This is a genomic window from Gemmiger gallinarum (assembly GCF_014982805.1).
GTDB classification, from domain to species: Bacteria; Bacillota; Clostridia; order Oscillospirales; family Ruminococcaceae; genus Gemmiger; species Gemmiger gallinarum.
In genome coordinates this window covers 550,423-576,259 of record NZ_JADCKC010000002.1, presented here as the reverse complement: position 1 = coordinate 576,259, position 25,837 = coordinate 550,423, and the positions used below count along the sequence as shown (strand labels likewise).

Sequence of the window (25,837 nt, the reverse complement as noted above, 5' to 3'; positions counted from 1 at the left end):
TGTGTGCAGCGACTGATTTTGTACACCCCCCTGGCCGACGAGAGCCGCCGCCTGCAGCAGGCGGTGCGCAGCCGTATGGCAGCCGCGGGGGATGAGGAACTGCAATATCTCTCCTTTGCCGATGCGGAGGCCGCCGCCCGGGAGATCCAGACAAACGGCGCCACTCTCATCGGCTGGGACGTGAGCACCGAGGCCGCCCGCCGCGCCCTGCTGCCCGCCCGGGCCGTCTGCCGCAGCGCCTTTCTGCTGGCCATCGCCGAGCGGGATACCTCGCCCCTGCTCTTTCTCACCCCGGGCATCGGGCCGGATTCCCTGGTGCTGCGCCCGGTGGAGAAGGGGGAGGCGGAGCGAGCCGCCGCCGAGATGGCCGCCGAGCTCTTCCGCCAGGCGGCGGACGATCGCCGCAGCTTTGTCATCCACAGCCGGGAGGGAAACCGCACCGTGCTGTACAGTTCCATCTATTATTTTGAAGCCCGGGGCCGCAAGATCTATCTGCGGCTGGAAAACCAGGAGATCGGCTTTGCCGGGACGCTGGAACAGCTGGAGACCCGGCTGCCCCCGAACTTTCGCCGCACCCACCGCAGCTTTGTGGTCAATACGGACAAGATCGACCGGGTGCTGCTGACCGAAAATACCGTTGTGCTGTGGAACGGCCTGAGCGTGCCGCTCTCCCGCAGCTACAAAAAGGAGATCAAGGAGCTGCCCTATGGCTGAGACCGAACATGCCTGGCTGCTGGACGGCCGCCAGCTGCTGTTTCTGCTTTCTTTGGCGGACAGCCGCCCGGTGCTGACCTTTCCCCTGCCCGACCCGGACAGCGTCTCTCCCGACGAGTGGAAGCAGGTGGTCATGGACCTGCACCGGGGCGGGGTGCTGGCCTTTGGGGAAAACGGGGTGGAAATGACCCCCGACCCCGCCGCCCTCATTGCCGGGATGAAGGATGCCCCGTCTGTCTGGATCGCCCTCAGCCGGGACGGGGAGACCCATGTGCAGGCGCTCTATACAGGGGCGGCCGGGTCGGTGCTGCTGCAGGCGGGGGAGAGGGGATACCGTCTCAGCCGGTGGGAGGAATCCCCTGAAACCTGGCTGGACACCCGCCTGGGCCTGCCCGCCCGGATTCGGCAGGACGCCCCCGCCCGGCCTCCGGAGGAGCTGGCCCCCGACCTGCCCTCCGTCCGCCCCGCCCCCGACGACCCCGCCGCCCGGTGGGGCGCCTGGGCGCCTGCCCGGACGGTGCTGGATGCCTGGCGGGAAGGCGAGCATACGGCCCGGCTGGTTTTCTGGCGGGGCGCGGCGGCAAACGCGGTGCTCTGCCAGACCCCGGCGGGGGACGAGCTGCTGCCCGACAGCCGGATCACCCGGCAGCTGCTGTGGAAACGCCTTGCAGGAGGAGAACAGGTATGATTCTTGTGGAAGTATCGGTGCCCGCCCTGGGGCATTCCTATGATTTTGAACTGGAGGAGACCGCCCGGGTGGAGCTGCTCATCCGGGAGATGGTGGAGACCATCTGCCAGAAGGAACGGCTGCAGGCCTTTGAGGAAGGCCAGCCCTTCTCCCTCTACAGCCCCGAGGGCCGCGCCCGCCTGGACCCCCAGGGAACCCTGGCCCGGAACGGCGTCCGGGCGGGACAGCAGCTCCTGCTGCTGTAAGAGCAGAGGCAAAAATGGTCGTTCATCCCGGTTCGGATGCATTTCATCCCGGTTGGACGGCAATTTGCCCTGTGGTATGCTAGACTGTAGTCACAGTCAAGGAAACGATCCAGACGAAAGGCAAGGTGAATCGCAACATGCCGGAGTTTTCCGCAAAAGCTGACTGCATGGCGGAGCTGGCCGATGTGCTCTGGACACAGCAGGACCGGCTGGAAGAGGCATCCGGTGAGGCGATGGACATCTGCGGCAGGCTGGCGGGCCTCAGCCGCATGGAGGAGGTCATCCGCAGGCTGAAGCGGGACAGCGCCGCCCTGCAGCGGCAGTCCGACTCCCTGGCCGCCATGACCCGGACGCTGGATACCGCCGCAGAGCTTTACCGCAGCACCGAGCAGACCATCCGACAGCGGCAGATCCTCGGCAGCCTGACTGCCGTCCGGCTTTTGCCGGGACCGGGCATTTCGGTGCCCCGCACCGAGCCCAGACCTCCCTGGACGGAGATCCTCTGGTGGGTCCCCCCGCTGGAGGGAGTGCCCGCGCCGCAGATCAGTGCTGCGGTCCGGCAGATGCTTCCCGCCGATGTGATGCGTCTGTTCCGCAAGGGATAAGAAAGGAGCCGCAAGGATGGCAATCACCAATCTCAAGGTCAACACCAGCCGCATGGACGGGGATGTCCAGCAGTTGACCACCCGCCTGAAACAGGCCCGGGAACACGCGGCCAGGATCAAAACCGCCATGGATACCCTGAACTCCATGTGGGAGGGCGCCGCCCGCAATGCCGAAAAACAGCGCTTTGAGGCGGAGTACGACAACATCTGCCGCCTGTGCGACCTGGTGGGGCAGATGATCGACGAGCTGAGCAACGCCCGCAAGGAATATGAGACCTGCGAAAACCAGGTCATGGACGCAGTCAACGGGCTGAGCGTGTAAGGGAGGAATGACAATGCCGTCCATCACACTGAAAGTCACGCCCCAGCAGCTCAAGCAGACGGCCGACGAGGTCACGGGGCTGGTCCAGTCGCTGCAGACCGATTTCGACAGCCTGCAGACAACGGTCAGCCGCACCGCCTACTACTGGGAGGGGCAGGCCGCAGACGGATACCGCAAAAGCTTTGCTTCCCAAAAGGACGACACCGACCAGATGCTGGAACGCCTGCGGGAGTTTCCGCCCATGCTGCTGCAGATGGCGGGCATTTACGAGGACACCGAGAAGGCCAACCAGGCCCTGGCCGCGGCCCTGCCCATCGACTACATTGACTGAGGAGGGTGCAGATGAAAAGCAGCGCCGAGATCCGGTTTGATTTCCAGAATGCCCGCCTCCAGGCAGACCGGCTGGAAGCCCTGGCCGACAAGATCGACAGCCAGGTCACCGACAAGATGGAGGATACCGCCCAGCAGCTTCACGCCGCATGGACCGGCGACAGCGCCAACCGCTTTATTGCCAAGCACGACGATCTGCGGCAGCAGGTCCGGCAGAGCTCCCGGGAGCTGCGCAGCATTGCCGATGAGATCCGCCGCATTGCCAGGCGGGTCTACGACGCCGAGATGGAAGCGCTGCGCATTATAGCCCAGCGCAGTTCCGGCGGAGGGGGCGGCGGAGGCGGCGGACGCTGACTCCCGCCCGGACAGGATGCAGAGGCCGCCTGAAAAACGGACTTTACAGAGTGTATAAATAAAGAAAATATTTGCATTTGTACAGGAGGAAACAGACTATGGCAAGCACGATTTTGGTCAACAGCAACCAGCTCCGTTCCAAGGCGGAACAGCTGGAGCAGTACAACAGCCAGCTCAAGAGCGCCCTCAACGCCCTGAACACCAGCGAGCAGACACTGGCCGGCATGTGGGAGGGCGACGCGCAGAAAGCCTTCCGCACCGCTTTCCAGAAGGACTACGCTCAGTTCGAGGCGTTCTACAAGGGCATCAGCGATTACATCACCACCCTGCGCACCCTGGCCCAGAACTACGACAAGGCCGAGGACGCCAACGTTCAGCTGGCCAAGTAAGACGGCTCTCTCCCCAAAAACACAGACATTCCGGAACTAGAGAAAGGAAGATTTGAATATGATCACCGGTACTTTGAAGGTCACCCCGGACAAACTCAAGACCACGGCATCCGATTTCAAGAGCCAGAGCACCAAGATCCGCACCCTGACCCAGAACATGATCTCGCTGGTCAACGGCATGAGCAGCATCTGGCAGGGCGAGGCCCAGCAGCAGTACGTCAACAAGTTCAAGTCCCTGGACGGCGACATGGCCCAGATGGTGCTGCTCATCAACGAGCATGTGGACGACCTCAACGCCATGGCCGACAACTACGCCAAGACCGAGACCACCAACACCTCCGCCGCCCAGGCGCTGCCGGTGGATTACATCGAGGGCTGAGCCCCCGCAACGACAACCGAATCGGAAAATACGAACGCTTTCACACGGCATGGAGCACGTTTTCACACAGTCTGTGCCGTGTGAAGCGCGTTGCTGTTTGAGGATGAAAGCTATGCAAGGATGGACAAAACGCCTGCTGAGCGGTCTGACGGTACTGGCCGTCTGCCTTTTGGCGGTCATGCCGGTGCACGCGCAGGGCGAGGGCTCTGCCTGGGCCGCCGTACAGGACCAGCAGGCACAGGTATATCTGCAGGGAGCCTCCCCGGACGGGGAATTCACCTGCCAGATCGGCAGCACGCCGGTCACTCCGTCGGCCGTCACCGGGATCTCGGACCTGGACACGCCCCTGCAGACGGTGATCGTGGTGGACAATTCGGTGTCCATCCCGTCGGCCCAGCGGCCGCTGGTCAATGAGATCCTGAGCAATGTGGCGGGCAACCGCATGGAGGGAGAAGCGTTCTCGGTGGCCACCATCTCCCAGACGGTGACCTGGCTGTGCGAGGGCCAGACCGACTACCTTACCGTCAAGCAGCTGCTGGACGGCATCACCTACAACGATCAGGAGACCCGCCTCACCGACTGCCTGTACGAGATCCTCACCCACCTGCAGCAGCAGTATCCCGGCCAGCTGTGCCGGGTGGTGCTGGTGACCGACGGGGTGGACAATCAGGAGATCGGCTACACCGCCGATGAGCTGGATGCCCTCATCCGGCAGACCGGCTATCCCGTCTATGCGGTGGGCTGCTCCAACAGCGGCGCCAACGGCAACGCCGAACTGCAGCGGCTGTTTGCCCTGACCCGGCTGACCGGGGGCGAGGCCTTCTATCTGGCGGATACGCAGGACGCCACCGCCATCGCCTCGGGCATTGCAGCCTGGAACACCGGCGTGCGGCTGACCATCGACCTGCCCGCGGAACTCTGCGACGGCTCCCAGCGCCAGATGCAGGTGGTGGCGGGGCAGACCACCTATGTCCTCTCCCTGACCATGCCGTTTGCCTCGGTGACGGCGCCCGCCTCTGAGGCGGAGAGCGAGCCTTCGGCCCCGGCGGAGGAGCCTGCCTCCACCGCCGACCCGCAGCCGGAGGCGGAACCCGCCCCGGAACCGGTCTCCCGGGGACCGGCGGTGGAGGTCTGGATGATCGCGGCGGCGGGCGGCGGCGTGCTGGTGCTGGTCGTCCTCATCCTTGTCATCGGGATGGCGGTGCGGCGCAGCCGGGGTATGCAGGATGCCGGCGGGCAGAACACCACCCCCCAGGATATCGCCCCCACCGAGATCCCCCCCGAGGACGACGACGGCCGTCCGGGGCCGGATCAGCCCTGGCAGGGGGACGGCCGCACCGTCCGGCTACGGCTGACCGATGTGAACAACGGGGCCCGGCAGTATGTGTCCCAGCTGCAGCCGGGATACTTCCTGGCCATCGGCCGGGACCCTGCCCAGTGCCAGGTGATCATCGACTTTGAGCCGTCGGTGTCCCGGCATCAGTGCGACATCTATCTGCAGGACGGGGAGATCCGTCTGCGCAACGCAAGCCAGGCCAACGTCACCCGGGTCAACGGACAGCGGATCGACGGGGAGTGCGTGGTCAGCAGCGGCAGCACCATCAAGATGGGCCGCCTTGTCATGAGACTGGAGTATACCCAATGATTCAGCATGTCTGCCTGTGCGAGCGGGGCTGCCGCCGCACCATCAATCAGGACCGGGCGGGGGGATGGACCGACGGCGACACCGGGCTGTTCTTTGTGGCCGACGGTATCGGCGGTCACTTTGCCGGGGAAAAGGCCAGCGGCATTCTTGCGGAGGAGCTGGCCGCCTGGTGGGGCAGCGGCAGACACATGCCTTCCGCCCAGGCGGCGGAACAGCTGCAGCAGCTCATCGACCGCGGGGATGCCCGCATCCGGCAGCAGACCCCGCCCGGCCAGCGCTGCGGCAGCACCCTGGTGATCCTGTGGATCACCGGCGGGACGTATGCCCTGCTGTCGGTGGGGGACAGCCGCTGCTATCAGACCCGGCGCAGGATGTTCGGCGCCGAGACCATGCAGCTGACCACCGACGACGTGCTGCCCGACACCGCGGGCCCCGACCGGGGCAAGCTGAGCCGGGCGGTGGGGGCAGGCAGATGCCTGGTCAGCGTCCGATGCGGCGAGCTGACCTCCGGAACGCTGTTTACCCTGTGTTCCGACGGCATTTACAAATATTGCGACAGTGCCGGACTGCACAACAGTCTGGCAAAGGCGCGGCGCACCGCACTGCTGCGGCAGGCCGCCGGGGAAATCGAAAGCCGGGTGCTGGCCAGACAGGCCCCCGACAACTATTCGCTGGTGCTGGTCCGGCCCGTCCTGTGACGGGGCCCGGCAGGCGGGCGGACAATGGACAATGTGACGAAGGAGGCTCCCCATGAGCGAGTTTGGTGTGACATTCAAAGGGCTGCAGGCCGCCCTGGACAGCGACCGGGTCATGGCGGACCGCCTGGCCGCCGCCGCGGATGAAGTCAAAACCATCCGCGGTCAGCTGACCTTCGAGATCCGGCAGCGCAGCAGCATCGACAGCCGGCTGAACGCAGTTTCCGGCATGCTGGGCGATCAGGGCGCCGCCATGGGCCGGATGGTGGACACCGGCAGCGCGGTCAGCCTTCTCTACCGCCGGACCGAGAGCGGTCTTTTGGGCATCGAGCCCGGAGAGATGGTCTGGACCCAGGCCCGGCAGCAGCCTTCCGCCCCCGCGGAGCCGGGGACCCTGCCCGGCGACGGCGAGGACAGCGAAAGCCTGCTGGAATTCTTCGACTTCCTCAAGGTGATAGGCAAGTGGCTGGATTCGGCGGAAATGGGAGAGGGCTTCGGCGCCCTGGGCGATCTGGGGGAATACCTCCGCTCCCTGTATGAATTCTTCACCGGCGACATGAAGGGCTTCGGAGGTCTGGCGGACTGGGTGGACCTGACAGGCAACAGCGTGGGACTGTGGACCGGCCTCTATCAGTTCCTGGACGAGATGGGCGCCGAGGGCGGTCTGTTCAACGATGCCTGGCGCACCGGCGTCAAGGGAGCAGGCCTTATCGGCAGCGCCATCGGCACCATCGGCGCCTACATCGAGATGTTCAACATCGACGGCCAGACCACCTTCGGCGATATGATCGACAAGGCCGTGGACGTGGGCAAAAGCACCGCCGACCTCATCAAGTCGGGGCTGCTCCTCTTTGCCGACAAGGGCGCGGGCCTGCCCGCACACGTCTATACCTCCATCGCCAAGGCGGGCATCAGCTCGGTGGGCCAGCTCTTCGAGAGCATCCGGGAATACTCCGCCGACGGCGTCTGGGATCTGGGCGATACCGGCGAGACCCTCATCGACTTCTCCACCGAGGGCCTTTACAGCCTGTGCAACTCGGTGAGCTTCGGCGGCCTGGACCTGCTGCTGGACGCCATCACCGGCAACGGGGGCAAGGACGTGGACTACGGCGATCTCTTTGCCCAGGGGGTCAAGGACTTTGGCCAGGATGCCGCCGATTGGATCGTGGAGACCAGCGGCGAGGTGTCCGAGGCCATCGACGACGCCAAGGACTGGATCGGCGATACCATCAACAACTTCTGTAACGGCTGGAAAGCCTGCTTTTCCTGATATTCCCGGCGGCGGGCCTGCGCCCGGCAGCCGGCGGAACTTACATGACGGGAGGATTTTCTCATGAAAGAGCTTTTGCCCATCGGCAGTGTGGTCACCCTTCAGGGGACCGCCAAAAAGGTCATGATCATCGGCATCCTGCAGATGCAGCAGGAGTCCGGCAAGCTGTACGATTACCTCGGCGTGCCCTACCCCGAGGGATATATCTCCCCCAAAAAGAACCTGGTGTTCAACCACGAGCTCATCAACGACGTGGTCTTTACCGGCTACGACAACCCCGAGCGCCAGGGTTTTCTCAAGCTCATGTCGGTGGCCTATGACAAGGCCATGGCTGGCCAGCAGGGCGGCGAAACGCCCCGGCAGCAATAATCACGGCCCTGCGGCCAGGAGAAAGGAAGAGAAGCATCCGTGACGGACGAAATCCAGAAACAGCTGGGTCCCGAATACTTTGACATCCGTCCGCTGGGCGAGGGCGGTATGGGCACCCTGTTCCGCGCCTATCGCTGCGGCCTGGGGGTGGATGTGGTCATCAAGCGGATCAAGCCCAAATATCTGGGCAGGGTGGACCAGCGGGCCGAGGCGGATATCCTCAAACGCATCAAGCACCGCTATCTGCCCCGCATCTACGACGTGATCCAGGGCAGCGACGGCTACATATACACGGTCATGGACCTGATCCCCGGGCAGAACATGTCCCAGTTTGTGCGCGACAACGGTCCCGCCGACCAGAAACTGGCCCACCGCTGGGCCTGCCAGCTGTGCGAGGTGGTGGCCTATCTCCATGAACAGACCCCGCCCATCATCCACTGCGACATCAAGCCCAGCAACCTCATGATCACCCCAAAAGGGGATCTCTGCCTCATTGATTTCAATACCTCGCTCATCGTTGACGGCGATGCACTGGCCAGGGCGGCCACACCGGGTTTTGCGGCCCCGGAACAGTATACCCGCCCCCAGAACAGACCGGCGGCTCCGCAGCCCTCCCGCCAGGGGGAACTGCCTCCCACCGAAGTTCTGCAGACCCAGTGGACGCCTCAGCCTGCGCAGCCTGCCTCCCATACAGGGGGACAGGCTTTTCGTGCTTCCCGGCGGTCGTCCGAGGCGGCGGTCACCACCCGTGCCGGCGGCTACGGAACCATCTCCAAAGCCACCGATGTCTACGGCATCGGCGCTACTTTGTACTATCTGGTCACCGGCCATGTGCCAGAGATCGCCCTGGACCCCCTGACGCCGCTGGGACGGTATTCCCCCCGGATCAGCGCCACCTTTGCGGGCATTATCCAGCGCGCCATGCAGAAAACCCAGGAACAGCGCTTTCCCGACGCCGACCATATGCTCCAGGCCCTGCGGGATGTGGACCTGCTGGACAGCCGCTACCGCAGCTATCATATGGCCCGCAACATTGCCCGGGTGGTGTTCGGGCTGCTGTTCTGCGCCAGCCTGGCCAGCACCGCGGCAGGGGTCATCCAGCTGCGGCAGGGGCGGCAGAATACCTATCTGACCCTCGTCTCCCAGAGCGAGACGCTGGCGAATCAGGGCAGCTACGACGAGGCGGAAGCCCTGCTGGAACAGGCCATCGACATGTCCCCCGACCGGGCGGACGCCTACCTGCAGCTGGCGGTGCAGAGATACCGTCAGGCGGAATACCGCCAGGCGCTGGACCTTCTGGACAACGCCGCGGCGGTGGGCAACCTGAATCCCGACGACCTGCCGGAAGATCAGGCGGGTGACTATCATTACATCCGCGCCAACTGCCTGTATGAGCTGGGAGAGTATGCCCAGGCAGCGGAGGACTATCAGACGGCGCTGGGATATCGTCAGGACAACAATGCCTACTACCGGGGGCTGGCCCTGGCACAGGCCCGCAGCGGCGACCTGGACGGCGCACAGCAGACGCTGGATACCCTGCAGCAGCGGGGAGCCGCCTCGGTGGACTGCGCGGTGGTGAGCGCCGAGATCAACACGGTAAAGGGCAATTACGACGAGGCCCTGACCCAGTACCGGGACGTGCTGCAGCAAACGGAGGATATCCAGACACTGAGCCGGGTGTATCTTTCCGCTGCGCAGATCTGCGAGCAGCAGGGGGATCTGGACGGATGCCTTACCCTGCTGCGGGAGGCGACCGAGCGTCTGGGCAGTGCGGGCACCCTTCACGGGGAGATGCTGGCCCAGGTGTGCAGCGAAAAGGCTCAGGCCGACCCCGACAACAGCACGGCCTACTATCAGGAGGCAGAGGCCTGCCTGCAGGCCATCCTGGACCGGGGCCAGGGCAGCATCCAGACTTCCCTGAATCTGGCGGTGGTGCAGCAGACCCTGGGAGAGTACGAGGCGGCAGAGCAGACGCTCCTGCCCCTGAGCGAGGAGTATCCCGCCGACTACCGTCCCTATATGCGGCTGGCTTTTCTGTACGCCGACTGGCAGGGAGAGTTCTCCATCGACGAGAGGGATTACACGGAGGTCCGGCGCTATGCGGCGCTGGCGGAGGAGTATTATAAACAGGCGGAGGCCAACGGCGCCAGCGATATGGAGATGACGCGGCTGGACAGCCTGCTGGACCAGCTGCAGGTCAGCGGCTGGCTGGACTGAGGGAGGCAGGAAAATGGAAGTGCTGACGGCAAACAGCGGCATGCTGTTTCTGGTGGTGGGGATCGCCGGACTGGTGGTCACAACGGTGGTCGGCCTGATCGTGGGGCATGTTCTCAAACGCAGGGAACAGCAGATCCGCGAGCGCATCTGGCAGGAATACCGCTGAACCGGCGGATGGCAGACACAGAAATCTGGCAGGGAGGAATACCATGAATCAACAACCCAGTGAAGCCCTGAAACGGGAACGGATGCTGCTGGCTATTATGACGGCAGTGCTGGTGCTTGCGGCGGTCATCGGGGCGGCGGTGTTTTTCGGCGGGCGGTATGTGCGGGTGCAGCAGGAGCTGGACCTGGGCCGGAAATATCTGGATGAACTGGACTACGAGCAGGCAGTCATCCACTTTACCAGCGCCATCGACATTGACGACCGGAATGTGCCCGCCTACCTGGGCCGCGGCGAGGCCAATCTGGGCCTGGAGGAATACGAGCAGGCCGAGGCGGACTACACCATGGTCATCGAGACCCTGCAGGCGGAGAGCGTGGAGGCCTATGTGGGCCGTGCCCAGGCCTACAGCGGCCAGGGCAAAACCGAGGAGGCGGAGGAAGACCTCCGGCACGCCCAGGACCTGGGTCTGACCGAGGAGGAGGCCGAGACCATCCGGGAGGAGGTCCTTCCGGCGGCGCCCCTCACCGCCGACCAGGTGACCTGGGTGGTGGAGCCCACTTATGACTACCAGCGGGTGCTACCGCTGCGGGGCAGCAGCTTCAGCGATGTGGAGGGCCCCTACAGCGACGGCACTCAGGTCATCAACGGATACTTTTATGAGATGAGCTTCCCCGGCTACTCCAACCTGCCCCAGTATTACGAGGTACAGCTGGCGGACGGCAGCTGGCGGCTGTATTATATGCCCGACCATATAGACAGCGGAGACATCCCCATGGAGGCGCCGGATGAAAACTTCGGCACCTACCCCCGGTATGACGCTACCGGCATTGTGAACTATGTATCGGAATACCATGAGGATCTGTATCCCTATCCCTGGCATCTGTTTGCTATGCTGGAGCGCGGCGGCGGCAGCACGGCCGTGTACTATGATACCTATACCCGGCAGGGCATTCTGGAAGGCGGCTTCTACAGCATCAGCCTGCAGCCGGTGGCCCAGGCGGGACTGCACAAGCCCTATCCGGCAGGAACCGTCAGCACTGAGGGGACCGGCGTCGACGCCAATCAGACCATTAACTGGTTCTATGATTCCCTGCCGGCAGGCTTTGACATGGATTCCTATTATGATGCCATCGATTCCCAAAAACAGGAATATCCCAAATGTTACATGGGAACCGACGGTCAGCCCATCACCGATTTCCTCTATGACGGCGCCGAGGACTTTTCCGAGGGCCTGGCTGCCTGCAGCATTGACGGCAAGTGGGGTTACATCGACGAGAACGGCGATCCGGTGACCGAGTTTGTCTATGACGGCGTATGGGACAAGAGCGAATGGAACCCTGAAACCTATCAGTATGAGCCCCGGGATACCGGCTACCCCTGCACCTCCGACACCATGGTGGTGTGGAAGGACGGCCAGGTAGGGCTTCTTTACTGGGACGGCAGCGTCCTCATCGACTTCGGCCAGTTTGAGGACATGGCCCCGGCCTTCAACAACGAGCTGTGGGCCAAGCAGGACGGTCTGTGGGGGCTTATCGACCTGGCGGATGCCAAGCAGAAGAGGAACCTGGACTCCGAGCTCAGCGTTCCGGAAGAAACAAAAGTGGCCGACCCGGAGTGGGATGTCTCTTATGAGATGGGCCTCATCGGCCCCACCAGCGACATCCAGCCCGACTATCCCACGACCTACGGGGAGGCGGGAAAACTCTTCAATGGCACCAGCCGCTATCTGATGACGGGCAGCAGCATGCCGCTGTATGAGGGCCCCAATACCGCCTATAGGGTGAAGGAAGTGATCCCGGCGGATGAGAATGTCACCATACTGGGCAGTATGCGGGACAATCAGGATTGGGTCTATGTGTCCTGGTGGAATGACGGAACGTCAACCGGCGGATGGCTGGAGCGCAGCGGCCTTGTGGACTGGTAAGGCGGCAGCCTTCCGGCAAAAAAAGGAGCAGAATTGCGGATGAACTCTGCTCCACAGGAGGAATACCATGAATCAACAACCCAGTGAGGCCCTGAAACGGGAACGGATGCTGCTGGCCGTTATGGTGGCGGTGCTGGTGCTTGCGGCGGTCATCGGGGCGGCGGTGTTTTTCGGCGGGCGGTATGTGCGGGTGCAGCAGGAGCTGGACCTGGGCCGGAAATATCTGGATGAACTGGACTATGAGCAGGCAGTCATCCACTTTACCAGCGCCATCGACATTGACGACCGGAATGTGCCCGCCTACCTGGGCCGCGGCGAGGCCAACCTGGGCCTGGAAGAGTATGAGCTGGCCGAGGCCGACTACACCATGGTCATCGAGACCTTGGAGACCGAGACTGTGGAGGCCTATGTGGGCCGTGCCCAGGCCTACAGCGGCCAGGGCAAAACCGAGGAGGCGGAGGAAGACCTCCGGCATGCCCAGGACCTGGGCCTGCCCGAGACGGACTTCGAAATCTTCTGGGACGAGATCATCCCGCCTGAGCCCCTCACCGCCGACCAGCTGACCTGGGTGGTGGAGCCCACTTATGACTACAAGCAGGTGGTGCCGCTGCGGGGCAGAAGCTTCAGCAATGTGGCGGGCCCCTACAGTGACGGCACAGTGCCGGTAGCCGGAAGTTTCTATGAGATGAGCTTCCCAGGCTATTCCAACCTGCCTCAGTATTACAATGTACAGCTGATGGACGGCAGCTGGCGGCTGTACTATATGCCCGACCATGCAGACAGTGGGAACATTCCTTGGAGCGGAGAAAGTGAGATATTCGATGCGGATGGAATCCTTAACTTTGATTATTCGGAGGATTTTCGCGCAGAAGAGTATCCATATCCTTGGCATTTATTTACTTCGACGCAGGGCGGCAGAGGTACAGGAAGGGTATACTATGATACATTTACACAACAGGGAATTCTGGAAGGCGACTTTTACAGCGTCAGCCTGCAGTCGATAGCTCAGGCGGGACTGCACAAGCCCTACCCGGCGGGGTCCATTTGTACCGAAAATTGCGGGCTGGATGCCAATGAGAATGTCCAGAAGTGGTGGGGAGAGGACTTTGACTTTGATCACTATGAAGAGGTAATGGATTCCCAGAGGCAGGACTATCCCAAATGCTACATCGGCACCGACGGTCAACCCATCACCGATTTCCTCTATGACGGCGCCGAGGACTTTTCCGAAGATCTGGCCGCCTGCAGCATTGACGGCAAGTGGGGCTACATCGACGAGAATGGTACCCCGGTGACCGAGTTTGTCTATGACGGCATGTGGCCGAAAAATGAGATGGATACGGTGACCCGCCAAAGCCGGACGCTTTACACCGGCTACCCCTGCACCTCCGACACCATGGTGGTGTGGAAGAACGGCCAGGTGGGGCTTCTCTACCGGGATGGCAGCGTGCTCATCGACTTCGGCCAGTTTGAGGACATGGCCCCGGCCTACAACAATGAACTGTGGGTCAAGCAGGACGGCCTGTGGGGCATTATTGATCTGGCAGATGCCAAGCAGCAGAGAGATCTGGACCCTGAGCTCAGCACCGCAGCGCAAACGGCGTCGGAAAATCCGTGAGCAAGGCCTCGGGCGGCTGGGTGGAAAAGAGTGCCGTCATGCCCTGAGGCGGGCACATCGCCGTCCCGGATGCGGCGGCCTGAACAAAATCCGGAAGATACAGGAGGCAGTCAATGGATCGGCGATACAATTCGGGCTACAATTCAGGCTACAATTCAGGCTATGACCCGGGCTACAATTCCGGTCAAAACACCGGGTTGATTCTGCTGCTGTGCGGCATTGGGGGCGTTTTGCTCATCGGCGTTATCGTGCTGGTCGTGGTGCTCAGCGGGGGCGGGTCCCATCTGCAGAAAGAGCTGGACCTGGGCGCGCGCTATCTGGAGGATATGGACTACGAGCAGGCGGTCATCCACTTCAACAACGCCATCGACATCGATGACCGCAACGATGAGGCCTATCTGGGCCGGGGCGATGCCTATCTGGGTCTGGGCGAGTATCCCCAGGCCGAGGAGGACTATACCACCGTCCTCCAGCTGGACGAGGGCAATCTGGATGCCTATGTGGGCCTGGCCTACTCTCAGTCGGGACAGGGCGACAAGGATGAGGCTCACAAAACGGTGGACGATGCCGTGGAGGAGGGTCTGCCGGAAAACAAGGCCGATGAGATCCACGACAACATTGACAACGACATCATTCCCCCTCCCGGCCGGCTGGAGGATGACGATCCCGACCGGGAAGAAGATGGGGAAGAGCAGGACCGGGAGGAGAACGGGGACGGACAGGAGACCGGCCAGACCGGCAGCGAGGATTCGGACGCCCCGCCCCGCTCCCCCGACCGCATCCTGACGGCGGACGATCTGAGCTGGATCATGGAGCCGACCTACGACTATGAGCAGGTCATCCCTCTGCGCAGCACCAGCTTTACCACCAGCGCCGACGGCGCCGACGGCACAAAGACCATCAACGGCAAGTTCTACGAGGCCAGCTTCTCCAGCTACTCCAGCCTGCCGGAATATTACGGCGTCCAGCTGTCCGACGGCAGCTGGCAGGTCTACTACATGCCCGACCACACCGACAGCTCCCAGGCTCTGGTGGACCTGCCCTCCACCCAGAACAGTTCCGAGGGAGAGGACACGGTGGCCGGGCTGGTGGACATGATGACCGAACTCTTCCATGAGGGCGGCGGCACCGGGGAGGCCCTGCCTCCGCCATGGAATATGCTCAACTATCTGGAAAGCAGCGTCAGCGAAGTCAAGGTCTATTACGACCTTTACACCGAACAGGGCCTGCTCAAGAGCGGCCTGGAAAACATGGATTTTATGCCGGTGGCCCAGGCGGACCTGCACAAACCCTACCCGGCGGGCCTTCTCAGCACCGAAAACACCGGCGTGGACGCCACCCAGCCCTTCCATGTCTCCTTCAGCGGCGGGGACGAAGGCTCTTACGATGTGGTGGTGGACTATGTGCTCTTCAATGCGGTGCTGTCCACCCAGACCTGGGATTATCCCCAGGGCTACGTCGGCACCGACGGCCAGCCCATCACCGACTTCATCTACGACCGGGCCGAGAACTTCTCGGAGGGCATTGCCGCCTGCTACCGGGACGGCGGCTGGGGTTACATCGACGAGACCGGCGCGGAGATCACCGACTTTGTGTACGGCGGCGTCTGGGCGGACAGCGAGTACAACTTCGATGTCTGGGACGAGGACGTGTGGTATGCGGCCTATCCCTGTACCTGTGACACCATGGTGGTATGGCAGGACGGGGAAGTGGGGCTTCTCTACCGGGACGGCAGCGTGCTCATCGACTTCGGCCAGTTTGAGGATATGGCTCCCGCCTGGAACGACGAGCTGTGGGTCAGACAGGACGGCCTGTGGGGACTGATTGACCTGGCGGACGCCAAGGTTCAGGCAGGGGTGGCGGATGCCGCCCACAGGACGGAGGACGAGACCGACGGCCGGGAGCAGGACGCCTCCAACTGGCTGCCTGCCCGCCCCGGCGATGCTCAAATCAACAAGGAAGTCCGTCCCGGCGGCCGCTGGCGCTGAGGACCCCGGCAAGGCAATGTGACCAAAACAGGAGGCGAAAAAATGCCTTTTTCCATTGTGCGCAACGACATCACCAAAATGCAGGTGGACGCCATTGTCAACGCTGCCAACGAGGGACTGCTGGGCGGCGGAGGAGTGGACGGCGCCATTCACCGGGCGGCGGGGCCGGAGCTTCTGGCCGAATGCCGCACGCTGAACGGCTGCCCCACCGGCCAGGCAAAGATCACCCGGGGCTACCGTCTGCCCTGCCGTTATGTCATCCATGCGGTGGGGCCGGTGTGGTGGGGCGGAAACCACCATGAACGGGAACTGCTGGCCTCCGCCTACCGCAATTCCCTGGAGCTGGCGGCCCGGTACCGGTGCGAGTCGGTGGCCTTTCCCCTCATTTCGGCGGGGGCCTACGGCTATCCCCGGGAGGAAGCTTTGCAGGTGGCCACCGAAACCATCCGGGATTTTCTGCGGGACCATGACATGGAGGTCACGCTGGTCATCTTTGACCGGGAGAGCTACCGCATCGGCGGGCAGCGCTACACCGACATCGCCGCCTACATTGACGACCGCTATGCCGACAGCCACACCGAACCCCGGGAGGAACAGCGCCGCCGGGCCTTCCTGAACGGGATGCCGCCCGCCGCGGCACCGGAGGCGTGGGAGTTCTCCGCGCCGGAGGCTCCGCCCCCGGCAGCGCCCTGCGCGCCCGCGCCTGCCCCCAAGACCTTTGGCCGTCCGGCGCAGTCTTGGCCGCAGGCACCGGGCTTTTCCGCCCCTGCAGCGCCCTGCTCCCCCGCGCCGAAGAAAAAGAAAACCTTCTGGAACCGGGGCCTGCAGGATGCCGTGGCCATGCTGGACGAGAGCTTCTCCCAGATGCTGCTGCGCAAGATCGACGAGAGCGGCATGACCGACGCCCAGTGCTACAAAAAGGCCAACATCGACCGCAAGCTGTTTTCCAAGATCCGGTCGGATGTCCATTACAAACCCTCCAAGGCCACGGCCATGGCCTTTGCGGTGGCGCTGGAACTGCCGTTGGAGGAGGCCCGGGAGCTTTTGCAGAAGGCGGGGTATGCCTTCTCCCACGCCAGCAAATTCGACATCATTGTGGAATATTTTATCGCCCACGGGGACTACGACATCTTTGCCATCAACGAGGCGCTGTTCGCCTTTGACCAGTGCCTGCTGGGCGGCTGAATCCCCCAATAACCACAAAAATACAATGTCGCCTGACGGGCGACCATGAACAGAGAAAATCCCTCTATACTGTGCTTGTAAACAAAAAACGCAGAACATACAGGCACAGAACAGGGGGATTTTCTCATGAAAAAGAATCACGACAACAACCTGACCGAACTGGTTTTCATCCTGGATTGCAGCGGCTCCATGAGCGGGCTGGAGGCCGACACCATCGGCGGTTTCAACTCCATGATCCAGCGCCAGAAACAGGAACCCGGCCGGGCGCTGGTTTCCACGGTGCTGTTTGACAACCGGAGCCGGGTCCTCCATGACAGGGTGCCTTTGGACCGCATTCGGCCCATGACCAACCGGGAATACCGTGTGGGCGGCTGCACCGCTCTGCTGGACGCGGTGGGCGGCGCCATCCACCACATCGGCAGCATCCACAAATATGCCCGCCCGGAGGACGTGCCCGCCCACACCATGTTCATCATCACCACCGACGGCATGGAGAACGCCAGCCGCCTTTACCGCCTGGACGAGGTGAAAAAGATGATCCGGCGGGAGCAGGAGAAGTACGGCTGGGAATTCCTCTTCCTGGGGGCCAACATCGACGCGGTGCAGGCCGCCGGAAATCTGGGCATCGACGCTTCCCGGGCCGTCAACTACTGCTGCGACGCGGCGGGCACCCGCCTCAACTACCAGGCAGTGGGCCAGGCGGTGAGCGATGTGCGGGCCAGCCGCCCCCTGAGCGCCGACTGGAAGGCGCCCATCGAACAGGATTTCCAGCGCCGGGGCAAGACAGGGAAGGGGCTGGGGTTCTTCCGCCGTTGACAGAGCAAACGCCGGTATACTATGATAAATACAATATCACTGTAAAATACGGGCAGGGCTGACCGGATCACCCACAGCCGAAAGGCAGCCCCGGAGCGATTGCGGCGCTCCGGGGCGCTTCGGCATAGAAAGGGAGCCCCCGGCCCGGATGTAAGGACCGGCGGCGCCGGAACAGGGAGGACAGACCATGTACAAGATCGGCCTTTTGGAGGACGAGCAGGAGCAGGCGGAGCGTCTGCTGGGGTTTCTGGACCGGTACCGGGAGGCACACCCCGACTTTGCCTGCACGGTGCAGCGCTACGACCGGGCCATGGACCTGCTGGACCACTATGACCGGGACTGCGACCTGCTGTTTCTGGACATCCGTCTGCCTGATATGACCGGTATGGAGGCCGCCCACCGCATCCGGGAGGTGGACCGCCGGGTCATGATCATCTTTGTGACCAGCCTGACCCAGTATGCCATTGAGGGATATTCGGTGCAGGCCTTCGACTATATCGTCAAGCCCGTCAGCTACGAGCCCTTTGCAGCCAAGCTGGAGCGGGCCGTGCGGGTACTGGGCTACCGTCAGACCGGCGTGGTGCTGGACATCAAGACCAGGGAGGGCGGACTGCGCCTGACCTCCGACATGATCCATTATCTGGAAGTGTTTGATCACGACCTGCTCATCCATACCGACGACGGGGTCATCAAGCAGTGGGGCAGTCTGTCCAAATATGAAAAACAGCTGGCGGGAGCTCACTTTGCCCGGTGCAATTCCTGCTATCTGGTCAACCTCAAGTATGTGCGGGGCGTCTACGGCGATGAGGTGGTGGTGGGGGACGACCGTCTGGCCGTGAGCAAATCCCGCCGCAAGGAATTTTTGCAGGCGCTGGCCCAGTACAAAGGCGGAGGAAGGTGAAGCAAATGCCGGACTGGTATGCAAATATACGTCTGCTGCTGCTCTTTCTGCAGGCGGCGGTGGGTATGCAGGTGTTTGCCTATCCCCTGCGCCGGCGGCCCCGCTTCTGGCTGCGGGCGCTGGTTAGCATGGCGGCGGCTTTCATCCTCACCGAACTGTGCAGTGCCTTCCTCTATCTGCGGGACGCCACCATGCTGGGCATGCTGGGGCGGACCCTGAGCATGATGGGGATATATCTGCTGCTCATCGCCTGCACCTGGTTCTGCTATGCCGAATCTTTCTGGACGGCGCTGTTCGTGGCTTCCTCGGGCTACATTTCCCAGGATATCGCCGGCAGTTTCAAAACGTTGGTCAAGCTCATCCCGCCTGTGGGACGGCTGGCCGAGCATCCGGCAGGCATCCTGGCGGTGGACCTGCTCTGCTACGGCGGGACCTTTGCGGTGCTGTTCTTTGCCTTCCGCCCCTTCACCCGCCGCCGAAACGAAAACTTTGACAACAAACTCAAGGCGGTCTTTTCCTTTGGGGTCATGCTACTGTGCATCGGCATGGCCCGCATCACTCAGGACAACCCCGGCCGCAACGGCGGCGCCATCCTGGCCGAGAGCCTCTACTCCATGCTCACCGGCGTCTTTATCCTCATTCTGCAGTTCGGCGTCATGGAGCGGGCCCGGCTGACTCACAATGTGGACGAGATGCGCCGTATCCTGAAAACCCAGCGGGCCCAGTACGAGGCCGGCAAGAGCAGCATGGAGCTGGTCAACGAAAAATACCATGACCTCAAGGCGCTGCTGCGCAGCTTTCACGGTCAGATCCCCGCGGGGCAGATGGAAAAGCTGGAACAGGGCGTCCAGCAGTACGATGTCTACATCCACACTGGCAACGCGGCCCTGGATGTGCTGCTTACCGAGCGCCGGGCCCTGTGCCAGGGCCGGGGCATCGAGCTGACCAGCCTGGTCCATGGCCCTGACCTGGATTTTGTGGAGGAGCTGGACCTGTACACCCTTTTCGGCAACGCCCTGGACAACGCGGTGGAGGCGGTGAGCAAGCTGCCTGACGGCCGGAAAAAGTTCATCTCCCTCACCGCATCCCGGGAGGGCAACATGGTCAGCGTCCATATGGAAAACCCCTTTGAGGGGGAGATCACCTTTGAGGAGGGGCTGCCCCGCAGCGAGCGGGACCCCCGCTACCACGGCTTCGGCATGCGCAGTATGGAGCGCATCGTACAGAAATACGGCGGCACCCTCTCAGCCTCCCGCAAGGACGGCGTCTTTTCCCTGGACCTGCTCCTCTTCGCTCCCGAAGTACCGGAAAAGAAATAATCCACAGCGAAATGGTCAATGTGCACAAATGCAAATGTAAAATTTGTGCAAAATAGCAAAGCAGCCCTCCCGGGCATCTTCCGGGAGGGCTGCTTTTTGCTTTCCCGGCAAAAAAGAAACGAAAATGCGAGGGAAAAAGGCGGCTGACGGGTGGAGACTGTAAGACAAAAAGGCCGCACCCAGGGAGAAGAAGGGAATAAAATCCTCCCTGTTTGGGGCCGCTTTCGAGGGAAAAATCCAAAAGACGATGTAAAAACAGGGGGTTACGCGGTATCCGTTGAACAAAACTGTGCAATTTGACAAGATAGAGTCACAGAAGTTCCGCGGAAGGCGCGGAACCGGAAAAAGAAGGAGGACAAACATTATGATTCGTACCAACATTGCAAAGACCGTGGCCGCAGGTGCTCTGGCGGCTGTTATGGCTGTCTCCATGACCGGCTGCAGCTCCGGCAGCGCCGAGATCAGCGCCACCTACATGCTGAGCAATGCCAGCTACCTGGATGCCATTGCATGGTACTCCAACGACGACATCATGCTGGTGACCAACTCCGACAACACCTACGACCTCTACTACAAGAACGACATCTTCGGCACCACCGACCCCGGCGTCAAGGGCAACAAGACCATCATCTACAGCGGCACCTACACCTCTGAGGCTTCTGCCGACGGCGACGCCAACCATGTGGATGTGACCCTGTCCGCTCCCACCCGCATCTACTTTGAGCAGCACGGCAAGGCTTACGGCCGCAACGGCTACGCTTCCAACATGATGCTGGATACCGCCAACTGGACCGACGCCATGACCACCCTGGCCTTCCCCGCCGGCAGCGAGGACGGTTCCGCCGACTTCCTGGCCAAGTACGGCAAGGAGATCACCATGACCGTTGAGGACCCCTCCAAGGCTCCCGACGACACCACCCTGTCCTACCGCATCGTTGAGATGTCTGTGGAGACCCTGGACATCACCGGCAACGAATAATCCTGCCCCGGTCCGTCTGACTGAACAATCAAGAGAGGAATCTTTATGAAACAGAAAAACGCCAAGGCAAAAGGTTCCCTGCTGTGGAAGATTTTGAGCGTGGTGTTTGTGGTGCTGTTCGCCGTGACCATGATCGGCGGCCCCATCGCCAACAACTATGCCTCCATCATCAACATGGTCCTGGGAACCGAGTCCACCAAGACCATCGGCGATCCCGGCCAGACCTACTTTGAGGCCGACTTCACCTCCAGCGAGGACCAGGCTGCCAACGCTGCTCAGGTCTGCGAGAGCGTGGTGGTCAACGGCGCCACCCTGCTGCTCAACAACAACAGCGCCCTGCCTCTGGCAGAGGGCGCCAAGGTCACCCTGTTCGGCACCACCAGCGCCGACTTCGTCTACGGCGGCACCGGCTCCGGCGGCATGGATACCTCCAACGCCACCAAGCTCAAGGATGCGCTGGAAGCCGACGGCTTCTCGGTCAACCCCACCATGTGGGACTTCTACACCACCGGTGCGGGCTCCAGCTACGGCCTGGTCACCGCTTCCGGCTCGCTGAACAACTACATCTTCAACAACGCCGAGTTCCTCGTCAATGAGGTTCCCCAGAGCGCCTACACCGACACCGAGTGGAACTCGGTCTCCCGGTACGGCGATGCCGCCATCGTGGTCTTCGGCCGTATCTGCGGCGAGGGCTCCGACCTACCCTGGTACAACTCCGGCGACGGCGACGGCAACATCCTCTCCCTCACCACCGAGGAGCGGGATCTGCTGGCCAAGCTGGCAGAGCTCAAGGCTGCCGGCCAGATCCAGAAGATCGTCGTCCTGCTCAACGCCACCAACCCCATCGAGCTGGATTTCCTCAACCCCGCCATCTGCGGCACCGACTACAGCATCGACGCCTGCCTGTGGGTGGGCGAGGTCGGCCAGACCGGCATCAATGCCATCGGCGACCTGCTCAAGGGCACCGTCAATCCCAGCGGCAAGCTGGTGGATACCTACTGCTACGACAACCTGACCTCCCCCGCCATCCAGAACGCCCATGCCACCTCCTACACCAATGCAGCTGAGGCCGGCCTGGCATTCGCAGGCAGCAACAACGAGTACTACGTTGCCTATCAGGAAGGCATCTACGTGGGCTACCGCTACTACGAGACCCGTTACGAGGACTACGTTCTGGGCAACGCCAACGTGGGCGACTATGACTACGCCTCCACCGTGGCCTATCCCTTCGGCTACGGCCTGTCCTACACCACCTTCTCCTACGGTCCTCTGACCATGCAGGACAACGGCGACAGCTTCACCTTCAACGTGGATGTCACCAACACCGGCGCTGTGGACGGCGCCGAGACGGTGCAGATCTACATGCAGTCCCCCTACACCGACTATGACCGTGCCAACGGCGTGGAGAAGGCTTCCGTCGAGCTGGTGGGCTACACCAAGGTCAGCGTCCCCGCCGGCCAGACCGCTGCCGCTACCGTCACCGTGGACAAGAGCGAGATGCGTGCCTACGACGCCAACGGCGCCAAGACCTACATCGTGGATGCAGGCAACTACTACTTCGCCGCGGGCAACGGCTCCCATGAGGCGCTGAACAACATCCTGGCCGCCAAGGCTGCCCTGGGCGACACCGCCAACGGCACCGTGGATACCGCCCGCATGACCGCCGAGGGCAATGCTGCCCTGGCCGTCCAGTACAACCAGGCTTCCCTGGACACCACCACCTACGCCACCGCCGAGACCGGTGCAGCCATCACCAACCAGCTGGACCACGGCGACCTGAACAAGGTGGACGACGATACCTCCAACGACATCGTCTACGTCAGCCGCAGCGACTGGGCCGGCACCATGCCTCAGGCTCAGATCACCGCCACCTCCTACAGTGCCGCCGTCCAGATCCCGGCCAACGATCAGCTGGTCGCCGCTCTCAAGGCCACGGTGGAAAACATCCCCGAGGATGCCGCCCTCTCCTCCGAAATGCCCGCCATGGGCGCGGAGGGTACCCTGAATCTGGCTCAGTTCGTGGGCGTGCCCATGGACGGCAGCGTTGATGTGGACGGCACCCAGTACACCTGGAGCAACCTGCTGGATCAGGTCACTTTTGCCGAGATGAGCAAGCTCATCGGCCAGGCCTACCACTGCACCGCTCCCGTGGCCAGCGTCAACAAGCCGGTCACCAAGGATGAGAACGGCCCCCAGGGCATCACTGCGACCCTGACCGGCGGTTCCTCCTCCACCAGCTACACCTCCGCCGACCTGCTGGCGGCCACCTTCGATCCCTCCATCGCCGAGGCGGTGGGCCGCAGCATGGGCAATGACTGCCTGCTGGCCAACGGCAAGGCGTACTCCGGCATCTACGGCCCCGGCGTCAACATTCACCGCACTCCCTACTCCGGCCGGAACTTCGAGTACTACTCCGAAGATCCCTTCATCTCCGGCAAGACCTGCGCGGCCGAGGTCAGCGGCATCCAGTCCAAGGGCGTCTACGTCTACATGAAGCACTTCGCCCTCAACGACCAGGAGACCGCCCGTGACGGCATCTGCGTCTGGACCAACGAGCAGGCCGCCCGTGAGATCTACCTCCAGGCCTTCGAGTATCCCGTAGAGGACGCCAACGCCTACTGCGTCATGACCTCCTTCAACCGCATCGGCTGCGTCTGGGCAGGCGGCGACTACAACCTGCTGACCAACATCCTCCGCGGCGAGTGGGGCATGGAAGGCTTTGCCGTCACCGACTTCTCCAACTCCAACAACTACATGGATGTGGTGCAGGGCGTTCTGGCCGGCGGCGATGCCTGGGACTGCAACGACGCCACCAAGTGGACCGACAAGCTCCGTCAGTATCAGGATGACGCCACTGTCGTCAGCGCCATGCGTCAGGCGACCGCCCGCATCCTGTACACCGTGGCCAACTCCAACGCCATGAACGGTGTCAGCCCCAACATGCAGGTCATCGAGGTCACCACCTGGTGGCAGATCGCCTTCATCGTCTGCGACGTGGTCTTTGGCCTGCTGGCAGTGCTGTCCATCGTCATGGCTGTCCGCAGCGGCAAGAAAGCAAAGGCCAAGGCTGATCCTGAAAACGCCTGATTCGCCATCCTCCGAAGAAGTCTTCTCTTCTTCTTGCTTCTTCTTTTTTCTTACACAACCCCAAAGCGGGACCGGAAACTTCCGGCCCCGCTTTGGGGTTTTTACGGCAGGTTGTGCCCGTGCGTTCCGTGCATGCCGGTCTGGCCGGACGGGCAGGGGGATTTTACAAATGCCTGCCGGGATGGTACACTGATGAGCGGAAAAAACCGGCGGCAGAGCTGGCGTAGGGAAAGGAAACGGTTATGGTATTGTTTCAGGCGCTTTACAATCTTCTGTGGGGGGATCTGGTCACCATCCCGCTGCCCGGCGGCAGCAGCCTGGGACTTTCGCTGCTGGTGCTCATCCTTGTGCCGGCGGGGCTTTACTTTACGGTGCGGACCAGATTTTTGCCTTTCCGCCTCTTCCCCGAGATGTTCCGCGTCACCATGGAGAAAAACACCTCCTCCCGGGAGGGAATCTCGGGGCTTCAGGCCCTTATTGTCTCCACCGCCTGCCGGGTGGGCATGGGCAATCTGGTGGGGGTGGTGGCAGCCATCTCGGCGGGCGGCGCGGGGGCCGTGTTCTGGATGTGGCTCATGGCGCTGATCGGCTCCTCCACCGCCTTTGTGGAGGCCACCCTCGCCCAGATCTATAAGGAGAAAGATCCCCTCTACGGCGGCTGGCGCGGGGGACCTGCCTACTATCTTCACCATCTTTTTGTGCCAAAGGGCAGCCGGCGCAGACGCTCGGTGCTGGCGGCACTGTTTGCCCTCTCCGGGCTCGTCTGCTGGTGCGGCATCAGTCAGGTTATCGGCAACACCATCTCCGCCTCCTTTGAAAACGCCTTCCACCTGCCGCCCCTCTGGTCCACCGTGGTGCTGGTAGCCATTGCGGCGGTGGTCGTGCTGCGCAAAAACGCCACCGTCCGGGTGCTGGATGTCGTCGTCCCGGTCATGGCGGCCTGCTACTTCTTCATCACCCTTTTCATCATCGTCAAAAACGCCGGACAGCTCCCGGCCGTTTTCGGACGCATCTTCTCCGAGGCATTCGGCCTGCGGCAGGTGGCGGGCGGCGGGCTCGGCGCCGTCATCACCAACGGGGCCAAGCGGGGCCTCTTCTCCAATGAGGCCGGGTCCGGGTCGGCCCCCTGCGCGGCCGCGGCCGCCCACATCAGCCACCCCGCCAAGGCGGGACTGGTCCAGGCACTGGGCGTATTTATCGACACCATCGTCATCTGCAGCTGCTCGGCCATGATCATGCTGCTGACCCCCAGCACCCTCACCGACGGCCTGGAGGGCATGGATCTGCTTCAGACAGCCATGCAGTACCATCTGGGAGAGTTCGGCGCGGTGTTTATCGCGGTGATTCTGTGGCTGTTCAGTTTTTCCACCTTTCTGGGGGTGCTGTTCTACGCCCGGTCCAATGTGGCCTATCTGTTCGGGGACAACTGGCTGTCTCAGACGCTGTACAAGGTGGTGGCGCTGGCCATGCTGTTTGTGGGCGGACTGGCGGCGTATCAGTTTGTCTGGGACCTGGGAGATGTGGGCATCGGTCTGATGACCGTGTTCAACATGATCGCTCTGGTCCCCCTGGCTCCCAAGGCCCTGGCGGCACTGAAGGACTACGAAAAAAATGTTCCGCCTAAATAGGCCG

At 62.5% G+C, this 25,837-nt stretch carries 26 protein-coding genes; all 26 read left to right on the top strand.

Annotated features, from left to right (window positions below; all coding sequences use genetic code 11):
- The first annotated feature begins 3 nt into the window (after nucleotides 1-3).
- On the top strand, nucleotides 4-714 hold the full coding sequence (locus tag INF35_RS08290; protein ID WP_193501405.1) for a LytR/AlgR family response regulator transcription factor: 711 nt from the start codon (nucleotides 4-6) through the stop codon (nucleotides 712-714).
- A complete protein-coding gene (locus INF35_RS08285) occupies nucleotides 707-1,402 on the top strand; it encodes a hypothetical protein (protein WP_193501403.1) in 696 nt (231 codons plus the stop codon). Before INF35_RS08290 ends, INF35_RS08285 begins: the two co-directional genes overlap by 8 nt.
- Nucleotides 1,399-1,647, top strand: coding sequence for an EsaB/YukD family protein (locus INF35_RS08280; protein WP_193501401.1), 249 nt, complete (start codon nucleotides 1,399-1,401; stop codon nucleotides 1,645-1,647). The genes INF35_RS08285 and INF35_RS08280 overlap by 4 nt, the downstream gene beginning before the upstream one ends.
- A 137-nt stretch (nucleotides 1,648-1,784) precedes the next feature.
- The gene (locus tag INF35_RS08275; RefSeq protein ID WP_193501399.1) at nucleotides 1,785-2,252 is read left to right on the top strand and encodes a hypothetical protein; all 468 of its coding nucleotides are present in this window, start codon (nucleotides 1,785-1,787) and stop codon (nucleotides 2,250-2,252) included.
- A 16-nt stretch (nucleotides 2,253-2,268) separates the two neighbouring features.
- A complete protein-coding gene (locus INF35_RS08270; protein WP_193501396.1) occupies nucleotides 2,269-2,574 on the top strand; it encodes a WXG100 family type VII secretion target in 306 nt (101 codons plus the stop codon).
- Between the two features lie 13 nt (nucleotides 2,575-2,587).
- Nucleotides 2,588-2,905, top strand: a complete 318-nt coding sequence (locus INF35_RS08265; RefSeq protein ID WP_193501394.1) for a WXG100 family type VII secretion target — start codon at nucleotides 2,588-2,590, stop codon at nucleotides 2,903-2,905.
- Nucleotides 2,906-2,916: 11 nt separating this feature from the next.
- Nucleotides 2,917-3,258 (top strand): WXG100 family type VII secretion target, encoded by a 342-nt coding sequence (locus tag INF35_RS08260; RefSeq protein ID WP_193501392.1) that lies wholly within the window; start codon nucleotides 2,917-2,919, stop codon nucleotides 3,256-3,258.
- A 98-nt stretch (nucleotides 3,259-3,356) separates the two neighbouring features.
- Nucleotides 3,357-3,647, top strand: coding sequence for a WXG100 family type VII secretion target (locus tag INF35_RS08255; RefSeq protein WP_193501390.1), 291 nt, complete (start codon nucleotides 3,357-3,359; stop codon nucleotides 3,645-3,647).
- 58 nt (nucleotides 3,648-3,705) lie between these two features.
- Complete coding sequence (locus INF35_RS08250) at nucleotides 3,706-4,026, top strand: WXG100 family type VII secretion target (protein ID WP_193501388.1); 321 nt, start codon at nucleotides 3,706-3,708, stop codon at nucleotides 4,024-4,026.
- A gap of 112 nt (nucleotides 4,027-4,138) precedes the next feature.
- On the top strand, nucleotides 4,139-5,671 hold the full coding sequence (locus INF35_RS08245) for an FHA domain-containing protein (protein ID WP_193501386.1): 1,533 nt from the start codon (nucleotides 4,139-4,141) through the stop codon (nucleotides 5,669-5,671).
- The gene (locus tag INF35_RS08240) at nucleotides 5,668-6,369 is read left to right on the top strand and encodes a PP2C family protein-serine/threonine phosphatase (RefSeq protein WP_193501384.1); all 702 of its coding nucleotides are present in this window, start codon (nucleotides 5,668-5,670) and stop codon (nucleotides 6,367-6,369) included. Before INF35_RS08245 ends, INF35_RS08240 begins: the two co-directional genes overlap by 4 nt.
- Nucleotides 6,370-6,421: 52 nt before the next feature.
- Nucleotides 6,422-7,636 (top strand): hypothetical protein, encoded by a 1,215-nt coding sequence (locus INF35_RS08235; RefSeq protein WP_193501382.1) that lies wholly within the window; start codon nucleotides 6,422-6,424, stop codon nucleotides 7,634-7,636.
- A 63-nt stretch (nucleotides 7,637-7,699) separates the two neighbouring features.
- Complete coding sequence (locus INF35_RS08230; RefSeq protein WP_193501380.1) at nucleotides 7,700-8,005, top strand: DUF4176 domain-containing protein; 306 nt, start codon at nucleotides 7,700-7,702, stop codon at nucleotides 8,003-8,005.
- A 39-nt stretch (nucleotides 8,006-8,044) separates the two neighbouring features.
- Complete coding sequence (locus INF35_RS08225; protein ID WP_193501378.1) at nucleotides 8,045-10,222, top strand: protein kinase domain-containing protein; 2,178 nt, start codon at nucleotides 8,045-8,047, stop codon at nucleotides 10,220-10,222.
- A 13-nt stretch (nucleotides 10,223-10,235) separates the two neighbouring features.
- A complete protein-coding gene (locus INF35_RS08220) occupies nucleotides 10,236-10,388 on the top strand; it encodes a hypothetical protein (RefSeq protein ID WP_193501375.1) in 153 nt (50 codons plus the stop codon).
- Between the two features lie 43 nt (nucleotides 10,389-10,431).
- Complete coding sequence (locus tag INF35_RS08215) at nucleotides 10,432-12,312, top strand: WG repeat-containing protein (RefSeq protein ID WP_193501373.1); 1,881 nt, start codon at nucleotides 10,432-10,434, stop codon at nucleotides 12,310-12,312.
- A gap of 67 nt (nucleotides 12,313-12,379) precedes the next feature.
- The gene (locus INF35_RS08210) at nucleotides 12,380-13,930 is read left to right on the top strand and encodes a WG repeat-containing protein (protein WP_193501371.1); all 1,551 of its coding nucleotides are present in this window, start codon (nucleotides 12,380-12,382) and stop codon (nucleotides 13,928-13,930) included.
- A gap of 113 nt (nucleotides 13,931-14,043) precedes the next feature.
- Nucleotides 14,044-15,918 (top strand): WG repeat-containing protein, encoded by a 1,875-nt coding sequence (locus INF35_RS08205; protein ID WP_193501369.1) that lies wholly within the window; start codon nucleotides 14,044-14,046, stop codon nucleotides 15,916-15,918.
- 42 nt (nucleotides 15,919-15,960) lie between these two features.
- A complete protein-coding gene (locus INF35_RS08200) occupies nucleotides 15,961-17,103 on the top strand; it encodes an O-acetyl-ADP-ribose deacetylase (RefSeq protein WP_193501367.1) in 1,143 nt (380 codons plus the stop codon).
- Between the two features lie 126 nt (nucleotides 17,104-17,229).
- On the top strand, nucleotides 17,230-17,919 hold the full coding sequence (locus INF35_RS08195) for a vWA domain-containing protein (RefSeq protein ID WP_193501365.1): 690 nt from the start codon (nucleotides 17,230-17,232) through the stop codon (nucleotides 17,917-17,919).
- A gap of 187 nt (nucleotides 17,920-18,106) precedes the next feature.
- Nucleotides 18,107-18,820: a LytR/AlgR family response regulator transcription factor gene (locus INF35_RS08190; protein WP_193501364.1), complete on the top strand. Its 714-nt coding sequence runs from the start codon at nucleotides 18,107-18,109 to the stop codon at nucleotides 18,818-18,820.
- A 5-nt stretch (nucleotides 18,821-18,825) separates the two neighbouring features.
- A complete protein-coding gene (locus INF35_RS08185; protein WP_193501363.1) occupies nucleotides 18,826-20,139 on the top strand; it encodes an ATP-binding protein in 1,314 nt (437 codons plus the stop codon).
- A gap of 150 nt (nucleotides 20,140-20,289) precedes the next feature.
- Nucleotides 20,290-20,439 (top strand): hypothetical protein, encoded by a 150-nt coding sequence (locus tag INF35_RS08180; protein ID WP_193501362.1) that lies wholly within the window; start codon nucleotides 20,290-20,292, stop codon nucleotides 20,437-20,439.
- A 64-nt stretch (nucleotides 20,440-20,503) separates the two neighbouring features.
- On the top strand, nucleotides 20,504-21,118 hold the full coding sequence (locus INF35_RS08175) for a hypothetical protein (RefSeq protein WP_193501361.1): 615 nt from the start codon (nucleotides 20,504-20,506) through the stop codon (nucleotides 21,116-21,118).
- 45 nt (nucleotides 21,119-21,163) lie between these two features.
- Nucleotides 21,164-24,205 carry a glycoside hydrolase family 3 C-terminal domain-containing protein gene (locus INF35_RS08170; RefSeq protein ID WP_193501360.1) on the top strand — a complete coding sequence of 1,014 codons (3,042 nt, stop codon included), beginning with the start codon at nucleotides 21,164-21,166 and terminating at the stop codon, nucleotides 24,203-24,205.
- Nucleotides 24,206-24,447: 242 nt separating this feature from the next.
- Nucleotides 24,448-25,833, top strand: a complete 1,386-nt coding sequence (locus tag INF35_RS08165; protein WP_193501359.1) for an alanine/glycine:cation symporter family protein — start codon at nucleotides 24,448-24,450, stop codon at nucleotides 25,831-25,833.
- Nucleotides 25,834-25,837: the final 4 nt, after the last annotated feature.